This window comes from Azospirillum sp. A1-3, from assembly GCF_023806445.1.
Taxonomy (GTDB): Bacteria; Pseudomonadota; Alphaproteobacteria; order Azospirillales; family Azospirillaceae; genus Azospirillum.
In genome coordinates, this window is sequence record NZ_JAMSLU010000002.1 from 389,617 (window position 1) to 406,155 (window position 16,539).

The 16,539-nt window shown below is 67.7% G+C and carries 15 protein-coding genes and 2 pseudogenes; 9 read left to right on the top strand and 8 right to left on the bottom strand.

What is annotated here, in order from left to right:
• The first annotated feature begins 100 nt into the window (after window positions 1-100).
• The 4 genes and pseudogenes from M5E06_RS36050 to M5E06_RS36060 form a co-directional block, all read left to right on the top strand.
• Window positions 101-418, top strand: a complete 318-nt coding sequence (locus M5E06_RS36050) for an ATP-binding cassette domain-containing protein (RefSeq protein WP_502801982.1) — start codon at window positions 101-103, stop codon at window positions 416-418.
• 14 nt (window positions 419-432) lie between these two features.
• A complete protein-coding gene (locus tag M5E06_RS36055) occupies window positions 433-1,221 on the top strand; it encodes an ABC transporter ATP-binding protein (RefSeq protein WP_502801983.1) in 789 nt (262 codons plus the stop codon).
• A gap of 12 nt (window positions 1,222-1,233) precedes the next feature.
• Window positions 1,234-1,677: pseudogene (locus M5E06_RS35860) on the top strand (ATP-binding cassette domain-containing protein); the annotation flags it as partial.
• A 362-nt stretch (window positions 1,678-2,039) separates the two neighbouring features.
• A pseudogene (locus M5E06_RS36060) lies at window positions 2,040-2,171 on the top strand (peptide ABC transporter ATP-binding protein); the annotation flags it as partial.
• 34 nt (window positions 2,172-2,205) lie between these two features.
• Here the strand turns inward: M5E06_RS36060 and M5E06_RS15255 are convergent.
• Window positions 2,206-3,072, bottom strand: a complete 867-nt coding sequence (locus tag M5E06_RS15255; protein ID WP_252138885.1) for an SDR family oxidoreductase — start codon at window positions 3,070-3,072, stop codon at window positions 2,206-2,208.
• 105 nt (window positions 3,073-3,177) lie between these two features.
• Between M5E06_RS15255 and M5E06_RS15260 the strand changes: the two genes are divergently transcribed.
• On the top strand, window positions 3,178-4,071 hold the full coding sequence (locus M5E06_RS15260; RefSeq protein WP_252138886.1) for a LysR family transcriptional regulator: 894 nt from the start codon (window positions 3,178-3,180) through the stop codon (window positions 4,069-4,071).
• Window positions 4,072-4,073: 2 nt separating this feature from the next.
• Here the strand turns inward: M5E06_RS15260 and M5E06_RS15265 are convergent, their stop codons facing one another.
• On the bottom strand, window positions 4,074-4,982 hold the full coding sequence (locus tag M5E06_RS15265) for a LysR family transcriptional regulator (protein ID WP_252138887.1): 909 nt from the start codon (window positions 4,980-4,982) through the stop codon (window positions 4,074-4,076).
• Window positions 4,983-5,105: 123 nt separating this feature from the next.
• On the opposite strand from M5E06_RS15265, the gene M5E06_RS15270 reads away from it, so the two are divergent.
• Both M5E06_RS15270 and M5E06_RS15275 read left to right on the top strand, forming a co-directional pair.
• Entirely contained in the window at window positions 5,106-5,867 is a 762-nt protein-coding gene (locus M5E06_RS15270; RefSeq protein ID WP_252138888.1) for an SDR family NAD(P)-dependent oxidoreductase, read from the top strand.
• A 32-nt stretch (window positions 5,868-5,899) separates the two neighbouring features.
• A complete protein-coding gene (locus tag M5E06_RS15275) occupies window positions 5,900-6,625 on the top strand; it encodes an SDR family oxidoreductase (protein ID WP_252138889.1) in 726 nt (241 codons plus the stop codon).
• Window positions 6,626-6,640: 15 nt separating this feature from the next.
• On the opposite strand, the gene M5E06_RS15280 is transcribed toward M5E06_RS15275, so the two are convergent.
• Entirely contained in the window at window positions 6,641-7,561 is a 921-nt protein-coding gene (locus M5E06_RS15280) for a LysR family transcriptional regulator (RefSeq protein ID WP_252138890.1), read from the bottom strand.
• Between the two features lie 113 nt (window positions 7,562-7,674).
• On the opposite strand from M5E06_RS15280, the gene M5E06_RS15285 reads away from it, so the two are divergent.
• On the top strand, window positions 7,675-9,111 hold the full coding sequence (locus M5E06_RS15285) for an MFS transporter (protein ID WP_252138891.1): 1,437 nt from the start codon (window positions 7,675-7,677) through the stop codon (window positions 9,109-9,111).
• Here M5E06_RS15285 and M5E06_RS15290 read toward each other — a convergent pair.
• Window positions 9,092-9,556 carry a nuclear transport factor 2 family protein gene (locus tag M5E06_RS15290; protein ID WP_149201781.1) on the bottom strand — a complete coding sequence of 155 codons (465 nt, stop codon included), beginning with the start codon at window positions 9,554-9,556 and terminating at the stop codon, window positions 9,092-9,094. The genes M5E06_RS15285 and M5E06_RS15290 overlap by 20 nt on opposite strands.
• Before the next feature lie 445 nt (window positions 9,557-10,001).
• Here M5E06_RS15290 and M5E06_RS15295 point away from each other — a divergent pair, with 445 nt between their 5' ends.
• Window positions 10,002-10,943 carry a 3-hydroxyacyl-CoA dehydrogenase NAD-binding domain-containing protein gene (locus M5E06_RS15295; RefSeq protein ID WP_252138892.1) on the top strand — a complete coding sequence of 314 codons (942 nt, stop codon included), beginning with the start codon at window positions 10,002-10,004 and terminating at the stop codon, window positions 10,941-10,943.
• 72 nt (window positions 10,944-11,015) lie between these two features.
• On the opposite strand, the gene uxuA is transcribed toward M5E06_RS15295, so the two are convergent.
• The 4 genes from uxuA to M5E06_RS15315 all read right to left on the bottom strand — a co-directional run bounded on the left by uxuA (window position 11,016) and on the right by M5E06_RS15315 (window position 16,514).
• Entirely contained in the window at window positions 11,016-12,206 is a 1,191-nt protein-coding gene (gene uxuA, locus M5E06_RS15300) for a mannonate dehydratase (RefSeq protein WP_252138893.1), read from the bottom strand.
• A gap of 53 nt (window positions 12,207-12,259) precedes the next feature.
• The gene (locus M5E06_RS15305; protein WP_252138894.1) at window positions 12,260-13,783 is read right to left on the bottom strand and encodes a mannitol dehydrogenase family protein; all 1,524 of its coding nucleotides are present in this window, start codon (window positions 13,781-13,783) and stop codon (window positions 12,260-12,262) included.
• Between the two features lie 159 nt (window positions 13,784-13,942).
• On the bottom strand, window positions 13,943-15,316 hold the full coding sequence (locus M5E06_RS15310) for an MFS transporter (RefSeq protein WP_252138895.1): 1,374 nt from the start codon (window positions 15,314-15,316) through the stop codon (window positions 13,943-13,945).
• A 319-nt stretch (window positions 15,317-15,635) separates the two neighbouring features.
• Window positions 15,636-16,514 carry a LysR substrate-binding domain-containing protein gene (locus M5E06_RS15315; protein ID WP_252138896.1) on the bottom strand — a complete coding sequence of 293 codons (879 nt, stop codon included), beginning with the start codon at window positions 16,512-16,514 and terminating at the stop codon, window positions 15,636-15,638.
• Between the last annotated feature and the right edge of the window lie 25 nt (window positions 16,515-16,539).

Sequence of the window (16,539 nt, forward strand, 5' to 3'; positions counted from 1 at the left end):
GGTGCGGGAAAGCGGTGCCGGGTGTCAATCGGGCCGGAGCAAGATCACTGCCGGAGATCGGGCATGCTGCAGGACAGATGGCATGGAGGCAGAAAGCCCCATGACCCTTCCCTTCACCCGGACCGACGCATTCGGTCCGCCGCCGCTGTTGGACATCCGCGACCTGCGCACCTATTTTGATATCCCTGACGGCACCGTGCGCTCGGTGGACGGCGTGCCCTACCGCGTGGAGGCCGGCGAGACGCTCGGCGTCGTCGGCGAGTCCGGTTGCGGCAAGAGCGTCACCGCCATGTCGGTGCTGCGCCTGCTGCCCACGCCGCCGGCACGCTATGCCGGGGGCGAGATCCGCGGGGCACCAACCTGCTCGACCTCTGCGAACGCGAGATGCGCCGGATTCGCGGCAACCGCATCTCGATGATCTTTCAGGAACCGATGACCTCGCTGACCCCGGTGCTGACCGTCGGGCGCCAGATCGCCGAAGCGGTGATGCTGCATCAGAAGGTCAGCCGGCGCGAGGCGCAAGACCGTGCCGTGGAGATGCTGCGGCTGGTACAGATCGTCGATCCGGAACGACGGGCCGGCGAGTATCCGCACCAGATGTCAGGCGGCATGCGACAGCGGGTGATGATCGCCCTGGCTCTGGCCTGTCATCCCGACCTGCTGATCGCCGACGAGCCGACGACGGCGCTCGACGTGACCATCCAGGCGCAAATCCTGGACTTGCAGCGCGACCTCCAGGCGAAGCTGGGCATGGGCATCGTCATGATCACGCATGATTTGGGCGCGGTGGCCGAATGCTGCGATCGTGTGGCGGTGATGTATGCGGGCCGCGAAGTGGAGGAAGCGCCAGTCGCCGACCTGTTCGAATCGCCCCTGCATCCCTACACCCGCGCGCTGATGGCTTCCATGCCGTCTCTCCAGGGGCCTTCGCTCCAGAGAAGGGGAGGGCGGCTGGCCGAAATCCCTGGCATGGTTCCGCCCCCGCAGGAGCTGGGCACCGGCTGCGCCTTCGCTCCCCGTAGCCCGCTTGCCACCGAGCGGTGCCCGGCTTCACCGCCGCCGCTCCCGATCACGGCGTCGCCTGCTTCCATGCCGCGCCGGCCCTTCACCAGCCCGTCGCCCTGCATCGCCACGCCGGAGACCGTACATGATCCCGCACCCGAATCCGCACTCTGCAGCGAAGCCGTCCGCATCGCCCCCTTCTCAATGTGTCGGACCTGACCAAGCAATTCCATGTCGGCGGCAAAGCCGGGCAGGGCAGGCGGGGTGAAGGCTGTGTATGGGGTGTCCTTTACCCTGAACCGCGGCGAAACGCTGTCCTTGGTCGGAGATTCTGGCTGCGGCAAGACCACGACCGGCAAGTCGGTGTTGCGGCTGATCGAACCCGCTGCCGGGTCCATCCGTTTGGAGGGGGAGGAGTTGCTGACTCTTGCGCCGTCACGGATGCGTGCGCATCGCCGCGACATGCAGATCATTTTCCAGGATCCCTACGCCTCCTTGAACCCGCGCCTGTCGGCCTCCGAGATCGTGGCGGAGCCAATGCGCAACTTCGACGATCCGGCATGGCGCGGGGCGGGTGCCCTCCGCAACCGACTGGCCTGGCTGTTCTCGAAGGTCGGCCTGCGGCCGGAAGCGATGGCCAAGCTCCCCGGCGAGTTTTCCGGCCGTCAGCGTCAGCGGCTGGGGATCGCGCGGGCGCTCGCGCTGAACCCCAAGCTGATCGTCTGCGACGAGCTCGTGTCGGCGCTTGATGTCTCGGTGCAGGCACAGGTGGTCAACCTGCTGATGGATCTGCAGGTGGAGTTCGGCATCTCGTACCTGTTCCTCGCGCACCACCTCGCCGTGGTCCGCCGCATCAGCCATCGGGTTGCGGTGATGTATCTGGGGCGCAACGTCGAGATCGCGGAGTGCGAGACGCTGTTCACTGACCCGCAGCACCCCTACGTCAGGATGCCGCTGTCGGCGGCGCCGGTCCCCGTACCACGCGCCAGGACCACGCGCACCCTCCCGTTCGGCGATCCGCCGAGCGCGACAACCCCCCGGCCGGCTGCCGCTTCCACCCCCGCTGCCCAATGGCGGGCCCGATCTGCCGGGAGACGACACCGCCGCTCGCCCCTCGGGGATCGGCGACGGATGCATCGCATCGGGTGGCCTGCCATCTCGCATCGTGAACCGCGCCGACATTGGCGGTGGTCGCATGGGACCTCAGCCGGCGGCGATCGCGGCGGCGAAGCTGCGGTAGCTGTGCAGCGGGCGTCCCAGCAGATCGGTCAGACGTTCGACGTTGCCGGCTTCAGGGATCATTCCGTCGCTGACATAGCGCTCTGCCATCAGGCGCATCTCATAGGCGGTCCATTTCGGCAGGAAGGACATCATGGTCTGCTCGAACCCGCTGGGATCGTCGCCGCCATAGACGACGGTGCGGCCCAGCAGATCGGACCAGATCGCGGCCACCTGCAAACCGGTCAGCGTGTCGGGACCGACCAGGTTGATGGTCTCGATCGGCAGCTTGCCCGGCGCCTGGTCACGACGGATCAGTTCGATGGCCGCAACCTCGGCGATGTCGCGCGCATCGACCATGGCGATGCCCTTGCTGCCGATCGGCATCGGGTAGACGCCGTGATTGAGGACGACGTCCTTGATCATCACCTCGTTGTCGATGAAGTAGGTCGGGCGCAGGATGGTGGCGCTGAAGCCCATCCGGTCGAGCATGCGCTCGGCGCCGAACTTCACCGCGAAATGCGGCACGTTCACCGCGTGATCGGCTTCGAACACCGACAGATAGACGACCCGCTCCGCACCCGCCTCGCGGGCAATGTTCAGGGTGATGAGCGCCTGGGTGAATTCATCGCCGGTGACGGCGTTCAACAGGAACAGGGTACGGACACCGCGGAAGGCGGAACGCATCGCATCGATGTCCAGCATGTCGCCCTGGGCGACCTCCACCCCGGCGGGGAAGGCGGCTTTCGACGGGTCGCGGGTCAGCACGCGCACGGCGGCGCCGCGCTTCACCAACTGCTCGACGACGTTGCGGCCGACGCGGCCGGTGGCTCCGGTAACGAGGATGGTCATGGGGATCACTCCGGTTTCGGTGTCAGAAGATGTCCTTGACAATAGCGATCCACAGCAAGCCCGATAGACGCCGGATTTGGACGCATCGTCTCACTGGTGGAACGGATGGACCTGCTCGCCCTGGCCGATTTCAATCTGGTCGCCCGCCATGGCGGGTTCGGAAAGGCCGCGCGTGCGGCCGGGCGCCCGAAGGCGACCCTGTCGCGACGGGTGGCCGAGTTGGAGGCAAGCCTCGACCTGCGTCTGTTCGAGCGGGGCGCCCGCTCGCTCAAACTCACGGCGGAAGGGAGGGCCCTGTTCGAGCGGACGGGCGTATTGCTGACCGAGCTTGACGAGACGGCGAAGGCAATTGCCTCCGGTGGCCAGAGCCCCCGCGGCCGGTTGCGGATCAGCGCGCCGCTGCTGTTCTCGCAGACCGCCATGGGGAAGCTGGCGGCGGGATTCATGCGCAAGTATCCAGAGGTCCGGCTTGAGGTCACCACGGAAGACCGAGCCGTCGACATGATCGAAGAGGCCTATGATCTGGTCATCCGCGTCAATCCGAACCCCGATGCGAACCTTGTCGGCCGCATCTTCCTTCGTGACCGGCTGGTCGTGGCGGCGAGCCCTGATCTGCCGCCGCCCACCGGCCGCGATACCGTTCCCGCCGTCACCCGCGGATCGCTGGGCCAGCCGGAGATATGGGAGGTGACGACACCCTCGGGACCGGCAAGCATCGCGGTCGAGCCGGTTCTCAGCCTTTCCTCGTTCGTCATGATCCGCGATGCAGTTCGCATGGGTGTGGGGGCGGCCCGCCTGCCGCTGTCGCTCGCCAGCCACGATCTGGCCGCCAGCAGGCTGGTGAGTTGGGGCGATGTGATCGGGTATGAGACGGCGCTGTGGGTCCTCTATCCGACACGGCGGCTGCTCAACGCCCGCGTTTCCGCCTTTCTCGATTATCTGAAAGCGGCCTTTCCGCAAGGGACCGCCGACGAACTCGCGGCCTATGTCGAGGGGTGACGCTATCCAGCCTTCGGTCCTTCGCGGTGGCGCCGGACGTGGTCGATCAGGGCGCGGAGCTTGGGCGTCACCGTCCGCCGGCTCGGGAAATATAGGAAGAAGCCGGCGAAGGGCGGTAGCCAGTCGTCGAGGATCGAGACGAGTTCCCCGCGTTCGAGGTAGGGCTGGAACGTCTCTTCCATGCCGAAGGTGATGCCGGCGCCGGCCAGCGCCGTGCGCAGCATCAGCAGCATGTCGTTGGTGGTGATCTGCGGCTCGACCGAGACGTCGAAGGCATGTCCGTCCTTTTCGAACTCCCAGCGATAGGGGGCGGTCTCCGGCTGCGGACGCCAGCCGATGCAGCGGTGGCGGACGAGATCGCGCGGGTGCTCCGGCGTGCTGTGGCGCGCCAGATAGCTGGGCGTCGCCACCGCGATCTGACGTTGGTCGCCGGTCAGCGGCACCGCGATCATGTCGCGCTCGATCACCTCGCCCAGGCGCACGCCGGCGTCGAAGCCGGCGGCGACGATGTCGAACTCCAGATCCGTCACCGTCACGTCGAGCGCAACGCCGGGATACGCCTCGCTGAAGGAGGCGATCAGCGGCCCAGACAGGAACCGCTCGGCGATCGAGGTGACGGCGATCCGCAGCAGACCACGGGGCTCCTCCGCCGAACCGGACGCCGCGTCGATGGCGCCCGCGATCTCGGCCAGGGGGGCGGAGACCCGTGCCAGGAACCGCTCGCCGGCTTCGGTCAGCCGCACGCTGCGGGTGGTGCGCAGGAAAAGCGCCTGCCCCAGAGCGGCCTCCAGCCGCTTAACGCCTTGGCTGACAGCCGAGCGCGTCACGCCGAGGCGATCCGCCGCCGCACGGAAATTGCCGGTCTCCGCCACCGCGGTGAACAGGGTCAACAGGTTCAGGTCGATCCGCATTGGTTAGCCGCTCTAACCACAACGTCCAATTAATAGCAAGTTATCTCGACAGCGGTCCAATGCCACCTTCTGGCCATGGACGGCGGGCGCACAAATCGCTTCGCCGGTTTCAAGGAGACCGCAATGACCAACCTGCCAAACGCCGCAAGCGCTTATGATCTGACCGGCAAGGTGGCGCTGGTGACCGGCGCCCGCCGCGGCATCGGACGCGCCGTGCTCGACCTGCTGCGGGCCCGTGGTGCGCGGATCGTCGCCTCCGACCTGTCCGACGAGGTCCGGTCGCTCGACTCCGCCGACATCGCCACGCTGGTCGGCGACGTATCCGACGAGGAGCTTGCCCGGCGCTCGGTCGATCTCGCCCGCGAGCGCTTCGGCCGGCTCGACATCGTCGTCTGCAATGCCGGGCGCACCCTGAACAAGCCGCTGAGCGAGACTTCCGTCGAGGAATACGACCGCATCTTCCAGATCAACGCCCGCGGCGCCTTCGTCACCATCCGCGCCGCGGTGCCGCTGATGGAGGAGGGCGGCGGCGGTGCCGTCGTCATCAACTCCTCGCTGTCGGCGACGACGGCCTTCCCGACGCAGGCTGCCTACGCCTCGTCCAAGGCGGCATCGGCGCAGCTTGCCCGCATCGTCGCCGTCGAATACGGCCGCCGCGCCATCCGCTGCAACGTCGTCCTGCCCGGCGTCATCGACACCGACATCATGGAGGGCGTGGTCGAGAACGGCCGGGAGATGCTGCGGAGCTTCGGCGAGGCCCACCCGGTCGGGCGGATCGGCCGGCCGGAGGAGGTGGCGGAGGCCATCGCCTTCCTGGCTTCGCCGGCCTCCAGTTTCATCACCGGCGCACAGCTCTTCGTCGACGGCGGCTATACGGCGCAGTGACGGCTGCAATCAATAACTCACAGGAGACAGCCATGACCATCGATCAGGTCGTTCTCATCACCGGTGCCTCCAGCGGCATCGGCGAAGCCACCGCGCGCGTCCTTGCCGAGGCCGGCGCTACCCTGATGCTGGGAGCGCGGCGGACCGACCGGCTCGACGCGCTCGTCCGGGAAATCACGGAGAAGGGCGGCAGAGCCGCCGCCTGCGCCCTCGACGTCACCAACCGTGCCAGCATGGACGGCTTCGTCGCCGAGGCGCGCGAACGCTTCGGCCGGATCGACGTCCTCGTCAACAATGCCGGCGTGATGCCGCTGTCCCCGCTCGCCTCGCTGAAGGTCGAGGAATGGGACCGCATGATCGACGTCAACATCCGCGGCGTCCTCCACGGCATCGCGGCCGTCCTGCCGGTCATGGAGGCGCAGGGGAGCGGACACGTCGTCAACATCGGCTCGGTCGGCAGTTTCGAGGTGGTGCCGACCTCCGCCGTCTACAGCGCGACCAAGTTCGCAGTGCGGGCGATCACCGACGGCTTGCGGCAGGAAAGCGAAACGATCCGCACGACCTGCATCTATCCCGGCGTGACCCGCTCCGAACTTGCCGACACCATCACCGACGAAACGGCCGCGCGGGCGATGGTGGAGTACCGCCGCAACGCGATCGAGCCTGAAGCGATCGGACGGGCCGTCCTCTTCGCCATCGAACAGCCGCGAGATGTCGGGGTCAACGAGATCACCGTCCGTCCGGTATCCCGGAGTTGAGGGCAGGCCGATTCATCAGCCACTTGTCCCTGACCGGGCTCCGTCGTCGGTCCCCCGGCAGGCGGCGAGCACCTGACCGCGCAGCCAGCGGTGGGCCGGATCGGCATCCTGGCGCGGGTGCCACATCTGGGTCACCGTGACGTCCCCCATGGGCACCGGGAGCGGGAAGGTGCGAACCCCGGCTATGCCGGAGGCGACCTGCCGCTCCGACACCAGGGCGACGAGGTCCGAGGCGCGGACGATCGCCAGGGCGGCCGGGAAGCTCGGCACCACGGCGACCACCTTGCGGGAGAGGCCGAGGGCGGCAAGGGCATCATCCACCTGATCCCTCGGCCGGCCGTTGCGCGAGGTGACGACATGACCGCAGGCGGCATACCGGTCGACCGTCACCGCGTCGCGCAGCAGCGGATGGCCGTCCCGTACGGCGCCGACCAGCCGGTCGCCGAGCAGTTTCTGCACCTTCAGCTCGGGCGCGGTTTCCGCATGGGCGCCGATCTCCAGATCGATGCGGCCATCGCGCAGCGCCTGCACACCCCGATCCGTCCTCGGCGCGAACCGCAGCAGAACTCCCGGCGCGTCTGCGGTGACCCGGCTGACCAATCGGGCGGCGAAGACCTCGATGAAACTTTCGCTGGCGCGCAGGGTGAAGGTGCGTTCCAGCCCGGCAATGTCGATCGCCGCCGCCGGACGCAGAACCGCGCGCACCTCGTCGGCGAGATCATGCACCCGCGCCCGCAGCTGGATGGCCCGCGGCGTCGGGACCAGCCCGCGTCCGGCCCGGACGAGCAGCGGATCCCCGGTGGCGTCCCGCAGGCGCGCCAATGTACGGCTCATGGCGGAATCGCTGAGACCGAGCCGTCGGGCGGCATTGACCACGCTGCCTTCCGCAAGCAGTGCATCCAGCGCGACGAGGAGGTTGAAATCGGGATCGGCCATGGGCACAAACGCTAACACATGGCGTATCATGCAGGAATACTCTGCATGGGCTGCGTCTACCGCCATGTCGCGGCGTCGCCATACTGGTCTCCGAGACTTCCTGGAGACATGCAATGCCCCAATCCACTGCCGCCCGGCCGGCCGTTTCCCCACCGTCGGAGGGGCTGTCGGGCTTCCGCCGCGTCGCCGCCGTCGTGTCCATTCTGACGGCTCTCGTGCTCGTCGTGCTCGATGGCGCCGTCGTCAACATTGCCTTGCCGACCATCGCCGACACGCTGGGTGTCGCGCCAGCCGGGTCCGTCTGGGTCGTCACCGGCTACCAGCTGGCGCTCGTGGTCGCGCTGTTGCCGGCGGGTGCCCTCGGCGAGAGCCTGGGGTATCGGAAGGTGTTCGCCGGCGGCGTGCTTCTGTTCACCGCCGCTTCGGCCGGCTGCGCCCTGGCGCCGACGCTTCCCTGGCTGGTGGCCGCAAGGCTGATACAGGGCCTGGGCGGCGCCGCGGTGATGGCGCTCGCCGTCGCCCTGCTGCGCTTCGTCTATCCGCCGCGGCTGCTGGGGGCCGCCATCGGCTGGAATGCCCTGGTCATCGCCCTATCGGCGGCGGCGGGGCCGACCGTCGGGGCGGCCATCCTCGCCGTCGCCCCTTGGCCGTTGCTGTTCGCCGTCAACATTCCGATCGGCGCCATCGTGCTGCTGACCGCACGCGCGCTGCCCGCAGTCGAGGGGGTGAAGCGCCGGATCGACCCCGTCAGCGTCGTCCTCAACGCGGGATTCTTCGTGGCGCTGGTGATGGGAGCCGAGACCGTCGCGTCCCAGGTCGGGGCCGGCGGCGCGCTGCTGCTGGTCGCGGCGCTCTGCCTTGCCGGCCTGATCCGGCGGGAGCACGGGCAGGAGTCGCCGCTGATCCCGCTCGACCTGCTGCGGGTGCGCTCCTTCCGCCTGTCGGTGGTCGCCTCCGTCCTCTGCTTCACGGGCCAGATGGCGAGCACCGTGGCGCTGCCCTTCTACCTGCAGAACGGGCTGGGGCAGGACGCTTTCACCGCCGGGCTGTTCATGGTGCCATGGCCACTCGCGACCGCCGTCGCGGCGCCGGTCGCGGGCCGGCTTTCCGATCGCCTGCCGACGGGCTGGCTGTGCGCCGGCGGCGGTCTGCTGCTTGCCGCCGGGCTCGCCCTGTCGGCACTCTGGCCGCTCCAGCGTGACCCGCTGCCCCTGCTGGCCTTCATGGTGATCAGCGGCTTCGGCTTCGGCCTGTTCCAGACGCCCAACAACCGCAACATGCTGCTCACGGTGCCGAAGGCGCGCAGCGGCGCGGCCGGAGGGATGCAGGGCACCGCGAGGCTGGTGGGACAGACTGCCGGTGCGGTGACCATGACACTGCTCTTTTCCCTGATTTCCAGCCCGGTGGAGGCGCCCCGGATCGGGCTAGCCGTGGCGGCCGTCCTCACCCTGGCGGGTGGCATCGCAAGCCTGCTCCGCGTGCCGGCGGACGTTGGAACGACCCAGCCGTTTCTATCGGCGAAGGTCGGGGTCAGAAGCCGAAATGGCTGAGACCGGGATGATCGTCGGGCCGGCGGCCGAGCGGCCAATGGAACTTGCGTTCCGTCTCGGCGATCGGGTGTTCGTTGATGCTGGCGTGCCGGGCGCGCATCAGCCCGTCCTCGGCGAATTCCCAGTTCTCGTTGCCGTAGGCACGGAACCACTGGCCGCTGTCGTCGTGATATTCGTAGGCGTAGCGCACGGCGATGCGGTTCCCGGCAAAGGCCCAAAGCTCCTTGATCAGCCGATAGCCAAGCTCCTTGTTCCACTTCCGGGTCAGGAAGGCTTGGATTTCGGCGCGTCCGGTCACGAACTCGGCGCGGTTCCGCCACCGACTGTCCTCGGTGTAGGCGAGAGCGACCTTCGCCGGATCGCGGCTGTTCCAGCCATCCTCGGCGAGCCGGACCTTTTCGATGGCGGACGCTTCGGTGAAGGGGGGAAGCGGCGGACGGGACATGGCGGGTTCCTTCGGGTTGGATGAAAACAGGGCAGGGAAGGGAGCGAGCGATCCGGTGGACGGGACCGTTCCCCACCGCCAGACTGCTGCATCCGCAAGACGGCGGGAATGACCGGCCTTGGCATTTCATTATTGCGTTGGATGAAATGATCCGCTCCGCCGTTCGCCCATACGGGGAATCGCGTATTCTGGTGGATCGGCGGCTCCCCGCATGCGCCGCTCCATGCCCCGTCACGCGGTGAGACCGAGATGATTCAACAAGCTGGCGCGAAGGCTGACAGGACCCCCACACGGGCGTTGTCCGGTTCCAACGCGTTCTTTTACCCGTGAGATTTTGCTGTATGATGCATCATCACGATGCGGTGGCGGGCGAAGTCGAACTCCAGCCGCCCTATGTTTCCGTATCCCACGTCTTGGCCGACATCACCGCGCAGGAGAGTTCCCAATGCCGTCATACCCGCTGCCGAACTCGTCCGTTGCGGTGCTCGGCTGCGGACTGATCGGGCAGAGCTGGTCGGCGTTGTTTCTGGCCCATGGGCTGGATGTGGTCGCCTGGGATCCCGACGGCTGCGTGCTGGCCGCCCTGCCGGAACGCGTGGAGCCGCTGCTCGGGCAATTGCAGGCGCTTGGGTCCACCGCCGACCGGCCCGGCCGCCTGTCCGTCGCGCCATCGGTCGCCGAGGCAGTCCGGGGCGCCGCTTGGATTCAGGAGAACGCGCCCGAGAAAACCACCATCAAGCATGCACTCTATGCCGAGGTGGAGGCCGCGGCTGCGCCCGACGCGGTGATCGCCAGCAGCACTTCCTCGCTGACCTGGACCGATCTGGCGGCAGGCGTGGCGCGGCGCGACCGTTTCATCACCGCCCATCCCTTCAATCCGCCGCATCTGATGCCGCTGGTCGAACTGTTCGCCGGCAATGCGGAGACGTTGAGCCGGGCCGAGACCTTCTACCGCGGCGTCGGCCGCGTGACGGTGGCACTGAAGAAGGATGCCGTGGGCCACATCGCCAACCGTCTGGCCTCCGCGCTATGGCGCGAAGCGGTGAACATCGTCGCGGAGGGCATCGCCGATGTCGTCGATGTCGATGCCGCGCTGGTGCATGGTCCCGGCCTGCGCTGGTCGGTGATCGGCGCCCACATGGCCTATCACCTGGGCGGCGGACCCGGCGGCATCGCCCATTACCTCGACCATCTCGGGCCGAGCCAGGAGCGGCGCTGGGCGACTCTCGGCACGCCGAGCCTGACGCCCGACGTCTGCCGGCTGCTGGTCGACGGCATCGCACAGGAAGCCGCCGGCCGTTCCGTCGCCACGCTGGAGGCCGAACGCGACCGCGGGCTGATGCTGGCGCTGGCCGCCCGGAAGGCCGGGGAGGGAGAAAGCGTGTGAGTGCTGAGACGACCGCCTGTGTCCGGATGGCGGGGGCCCTCCCCCCGCACTGGGGAGGGGCCCCGCCACCGGTCACGCCACCCGCTTGTCGCGGAAGGCTTCGATGGTGCGCATGACGCCACGCAGTTCGGCCAGACCCTTCAAACGCCCGACGAAGGAATAGCCGGGGTTCATCGTCTGGCTGATGTCATCGCCCAGCAGATGGCCGTGGTCGGGGCGCATTGGGATCTGGGCGTCGGCGCGGCCGATCCGCTTGCGGCGGGCCTCCTCGTCGATCATCGCCGCAGCCACGCCGATCAGGTCGGTGTCGCCGCCGAGATGGTCGGCCTCGTAGAAGGAGCCGTCGGGCTCGTGCGTGGTGTTGCGCAGATGGACGAAATGGATGCGCGGGGCGAACTCCTTTGCCATCGCCACCAGATCGTTCTTCGGGTTGGACCCGAAGGAGCCCGTGCACAGGGTCAGGCCACAGGCCTCCTGCGGCACGGCGTCGAACAGCGCCCGGACATCTTCGGCGGTGGACATGACGCGCGGCAATCCAAAGATGGGGAAGGACGGGTCGTCGGGGTGGATGCACAGCCGCACCCCCTCTTCCTCGGCGACGGGCGTGATCTCGCGCAGGAATTCGATCAGGTTGGCGCGCAGATCCTCCACGCCGATCTGCTGGTACAGCTCCAGCATGCCGCGGAAGCTATCGCGGTCATAGGCGAAGTCGCGGGCCGGCAGCCAGTCGATCAGGTTGCGCTCCAATTCGGCGACCTGCTCCTCGGTCATTGCCTCGAACCGCGCCTTGGCGGCGGCGATGTGGGCGGGGTCGTAGCTGGCCTCCGCATTGCGGCGCTTCAGCACGAACAGGTCGTAGGCGGCGAAATCGACGCTGTCGTAGCGCAGTGCATAGCCGCCGTTCGGCAGCCGGTGCATCAGGTTGGTCCGGCTCCAGTCGGTGATGACCATGAAGTTGTAGCAGATCACCGGAATACCGGCGCGGGCGACATTGCGGATCGACTGCTTGTAATTGTCGATCTTGGTGCGGTAGTCGCCGGTGCGGGTCTTGATTTCCTCGCCGACGCCGATGCTTTCCACCACCGCCCAGGTCAGGCCGGCGGCCTCGATCATGGCGCGGCGCTTCTGGATCTCCTCAGGAGTCCAGACGCTGCCCTGATTCATGTGGTGCAGCGCCGTGACGATGCCGGTCGCACCGGCCTGACGGGCCTTCTCCAAGGTGACGGGATCGTCCGGGCCGAACCAGCGCCAGGTTTCCTGCATGATGGGGTCCTTTCAAATTCGGGTGCGGTGGCGGGCTTGATGGCCGCCGTAAGTCATGGGGTGGCGAGAAAGGCGGTCAGCGTCCGCTGCACACCCGCGTTCATCAGGCTGTCGAGGTGGTGGACGACTTGCCGGCGGAAGGCGTCCTCGGCCACCAGTTCGGGGGCGAAGATGTCCTCGATGGCGAACAGAGCCGCCGCCAGCGCGCCGGCATCGCCGGAATGGACGCGGGCAATGCGGGTCAGCGCCGCCGCCATCGGGTCCGCGACCGTGTAGCCGTTGCCGGCCTCGTCCTTTACCAGCAGGAAGCGCATCCAGGCGGCGACGGCCAGCGGGATCACCGCCGGCGCCTTGCCGGCGGCGAACAGCTCTCGCACCGGTTCCAGCAGGCGCGGCGGCAGCTTCTGCGAGCCGTCCGACGAAATCTGGATGGTGCGGTGGCGGATGCCGGGATTACGGAAGCGCGCTTCCAGCGCCGCCGTATAAGCGGGGATGTCGGTTCCCGGCACCGGCGGCAGCGTGGGGATGAGGTCGGATGTCCACAGACGGCGCATGACGGCCGGCAGCTGCGGGTCGGCCATGGCGTCGGCAATGGTCTCGATCCCGGCGATCACCGACAGGTAGGCCAGCAGCGAATGGGCGCCGTTCAGGCAGCGCAGCTTCATCAGCTCGAACGGGTGGACGTCGTCGACCAGGATGGCGCCGGCCTTTTCCCAGGCCGGGCGGCCGAGCGGAAAGCGGTCCTCGATGACCCACTGCTTGAAGGGCTCGCTCACCACCGGCCAGGCATCGGTGCATCCCAGCGTCATCTCCACCGTGGCGCAGTCGGCGTCCTGGGTGGCGGGGGTGATGCGGTCGACCATGGTGCAGGGGAAGCAGACCTGCCCGGCGATGTAGGCGGCAAGCTCCGGATCGCACAGCTCGGCATAACGCACGACGATGCCGCGCACCTTGACACCGTTCTGGGCGAGGTTGTCGCAGACCAGCACGGTGAAGGGAGGCACTCCGGCGGCGCGACGGCGGCGGATCGCTTCCGCCAGCAGGCCGGGAACGCTGCGCGGGTTGGTGGGGTCGGCAAGGTCCGCGCGGATCAGCGGATGCGCCTCGTCCAGCGAACCGGTGGCGGCATCCTGGCAATAGCCCTTTTCCGTAACCGTCAGGGTGACGATCCGGATTTCCGGCTTCGCCATCAGGGTCAACACCTCGTCCAACTGGTCGGCGGTCGCCAGCGCGTCGAGGAAGGAGCCGACGACGCGCAGCCGGTCGCGGTTCTCCTCGCGCACCAGCAGGGTGTAGAGGCAATCCTGCGGCTTCAGCGCGTCGCGGATCGCGGGGGAAAGCGGGTCGACGCCGACGATGCCCCAGCTCCGGTCGCCGGTCGCCAGCACGTCGTCGGTGTAGGTGGCGAGATGGGCGCGACAGAAGGCGCCGAGGCCGATATGGACGATGCCCGGCGTCACCGCGGCGCGGTCGTAGGCGGGACGCTGTACGGTCAGGGGCAGGCGGTCAATGGTGGCAGTGGATAGGCGGGTTCGTGAAGGACGGGCCGCCAGCAGGGCGGTGTTCGCGTCGGGCATGATGGGCTCCGGTTCGCGGCGGTCGCTGCGGTCTCCCCGTCCGCTGCCCCGGGGGCAGTGTGGGTGGCCGGTACACCGTCATTCGGTAAAACTGTTGGTCGCTGGTGAGGACTCCGGGGCAGGGCGCCCCGGAGTGTCGAGGTGGAGTGGACGGAGAGATCAGACCTCGATCCCGGCCGGGGTCTTGCCCGACCCGGTCTTCGGCAGGATCAGGTGCATGATCGCCAGACCGACGAGGTAGAGGACCGACGCGATGCCGAACAGCACCTGATAGTTGCCGTTGGTGGCGTCCAGCAGGCGGCCGACGCCCATCGACACGAACATGCCGACGAAATAGGCGCAGAAGCCGCCGATGCCGACCACCGACCCCACCGCGTTGCGCGGCATGGTGTCTGACACGATGGTGTAGACGTTGGCCGAATAGCCCTGGTGGGCGGAGGCGGCGATGCCGATCAGCAGAACGGCGAGCCACATGTTGGACACGGTCGACGCGAAGAACACCGGCAGCACGCACAGGCCGCAGACCAGGAAGGTCAGCTTGCGGGCGCGCAGGGGCTTCATGCCGCGCTTGATCAGGTGGGAGGAGAACCAGCCGCCGCCGACGCTGCCGAAATCCGCCATGGTATAGATAATGATCAGCGGCAGCATCGCCCCGAACAGGTTGACGCCATACTGCTTGTTCAGGAAGCCGGGAACCCAGTTCAGGTAGAACCACCAGACCGGAGCCGAGAAGCAGGTGCCGGCGATGTTCGCCCAGGTGCCGCGATAGCTCAGCAGCTTGATCCAGGGAATGTTCTCCTGCGGCTCGACGGGATCGCTGCGGATATAGGCCAGTTCCTCGGCCGTCAGCTTCGGATGCTCTTCCGGCTTACGGTAGATCAGCAGCCAGGCGATGACCCAGAAGAAGCCGATGCCGCCGGTGACCAGGAAGGCGGCCTGCCAGCCATAGAGGGCGAGCAGGATCGGTACCAGGATCGGCGCCACGACCGCGCCGACGTTGGAGCCGGCGTTGAAGATGCCGGTGGCGAGCGCCCGTTCCTTGGCCGGGAACCACTCCGACACCGCTTTGATCGAGGCCGGGAAATTGCCGCCCTCGGTCAGGCCGAGGCCGGCGCGCGCCACCTTGAAGCCAAGGACGCTGCCCATCAGGGCATGGACGCAGGCGAAGAAGCTCCACCCGGCGACCGCGGCAGGCAGGCCGATGCGGATGCCAACCTTGTCCATCAGCCGGCCGCAGCCGACATAGCCGAAGGCGTAGGCCAGCGAGAAGGCGGCGACGATGTCGCCGAAGTCGGACTCGGTCCAGCCCATGTCGCCCATCAGCGTGGACTTCAGCAGGCCCAGCACCTGCCGGTCCATATAGTTGATGGTGGTGGAGAAGAAGAGCAGGCCGCAGATGGTCCAGCGGTAGCGGCCGATGGCCTTGCTTACCGTGACCGCCGCTTTGCCCGCCGCGTTGCCGATGCCGCCGGCCTTGTGGACCGGTTCCGCCGACTGGCCGGGTGGGGCGTCGGCAATAGTCTGTTCGTTCATGATTGGCATCTCCAGCCAGGACGCACGCCGCCGCCGGCCACTGCGCAGGATCTGCGCACCGGTTCGGGTCCATCAAATGCCTTGGCCCAGTGTTTTCGGGCGCACCGATGGGCAGGCGCGGGAACCGGTTACCCGGGTTTCCCGCAGCACCACCGGGCGGCGGTCGCACGTTTCAGAACTGTTTCCTGGAGCAGTCCGGCCATCGTCGGGAGCGGTGCCGCTTCGGGACCGTTCGTGGCGTTGCATACTACCATTCCAGTTGCTGGTATGGTAGTTGCTCCTGTGGCTGACGGTCAACCGCGGCGTCTGCGGCATTTCGTCAGGTCAGGTCCCGCACGCCATCCATGACGATGTCGATCAGCCGTTCCGCCAGAGGATCGAGCGTCGCATCCTTCCGGTAGATCGCAAGGTTTATCGAGGGAAGCGGCGGAAGACCGTAGGTCCCTTCCTCCAACACCCGCACGCCGGGCGACAGGCCGATCGACGTTCGCAGGGTGAGACCCAGCCCCGCTTCGACGCCGGCCCACAATCCCGAAAGGCTGGGGCTCGTCAGCGCGATGCGCCATGCCCGGCCGGAACGGTCTAGCGCCGCCGTGCCGACGCCCCGGAACCAGCAGCCGTCATCGAAGGAAACCAGCGGCAGCGCTCCGTCCTCGGATGTTGGCACCGCCATGCCGGCGCCGGGCGCGATCCAGCGGACGGGAAGAGTGGCGATGTCGGTCTTGAACGGCGCCGCCGATCCATTGTCCCAGGCGAGGGCGAAGTCCAGCTGCCCCCGCGCCACCCGGTCGAGCAGGTCGTTGTTGCGGCCGACGCGCGCCTCGATCCGGACCTTGGGATGCGCACGGGCAAAGCGACCGAGCGCCGCCGGCAACAGCTTTTCAGCAAAATCCTCCTGCATGCCGACCCGCAGCCACCCTTCGGACGTCATGCCGTGAAGAGCGGTGACCGCTTCGTCATTGAGGTCGAGCAGGCGCCGGGCGTAGGCGAGCATGGTCTCCCCCGCCTCGGTCAGGGCAAGGCCCCGACCAGCCTTGCGAAAGATCGGCATGCCGGCCTGTTCCTCGAGCTTCCTGATCTGTGCGCTTACGGCCGAAGTCGAGCGGCCCAGCCGGTCCGCGGCCTTGGCAAAACTGCCGAGGTCCATCCCGGTGACGAAGCTGCGCAGCACGTCGAGATCGAAGATCACCTTGCTCACGGCCAACAGTCCTGTTTTTCAGGAT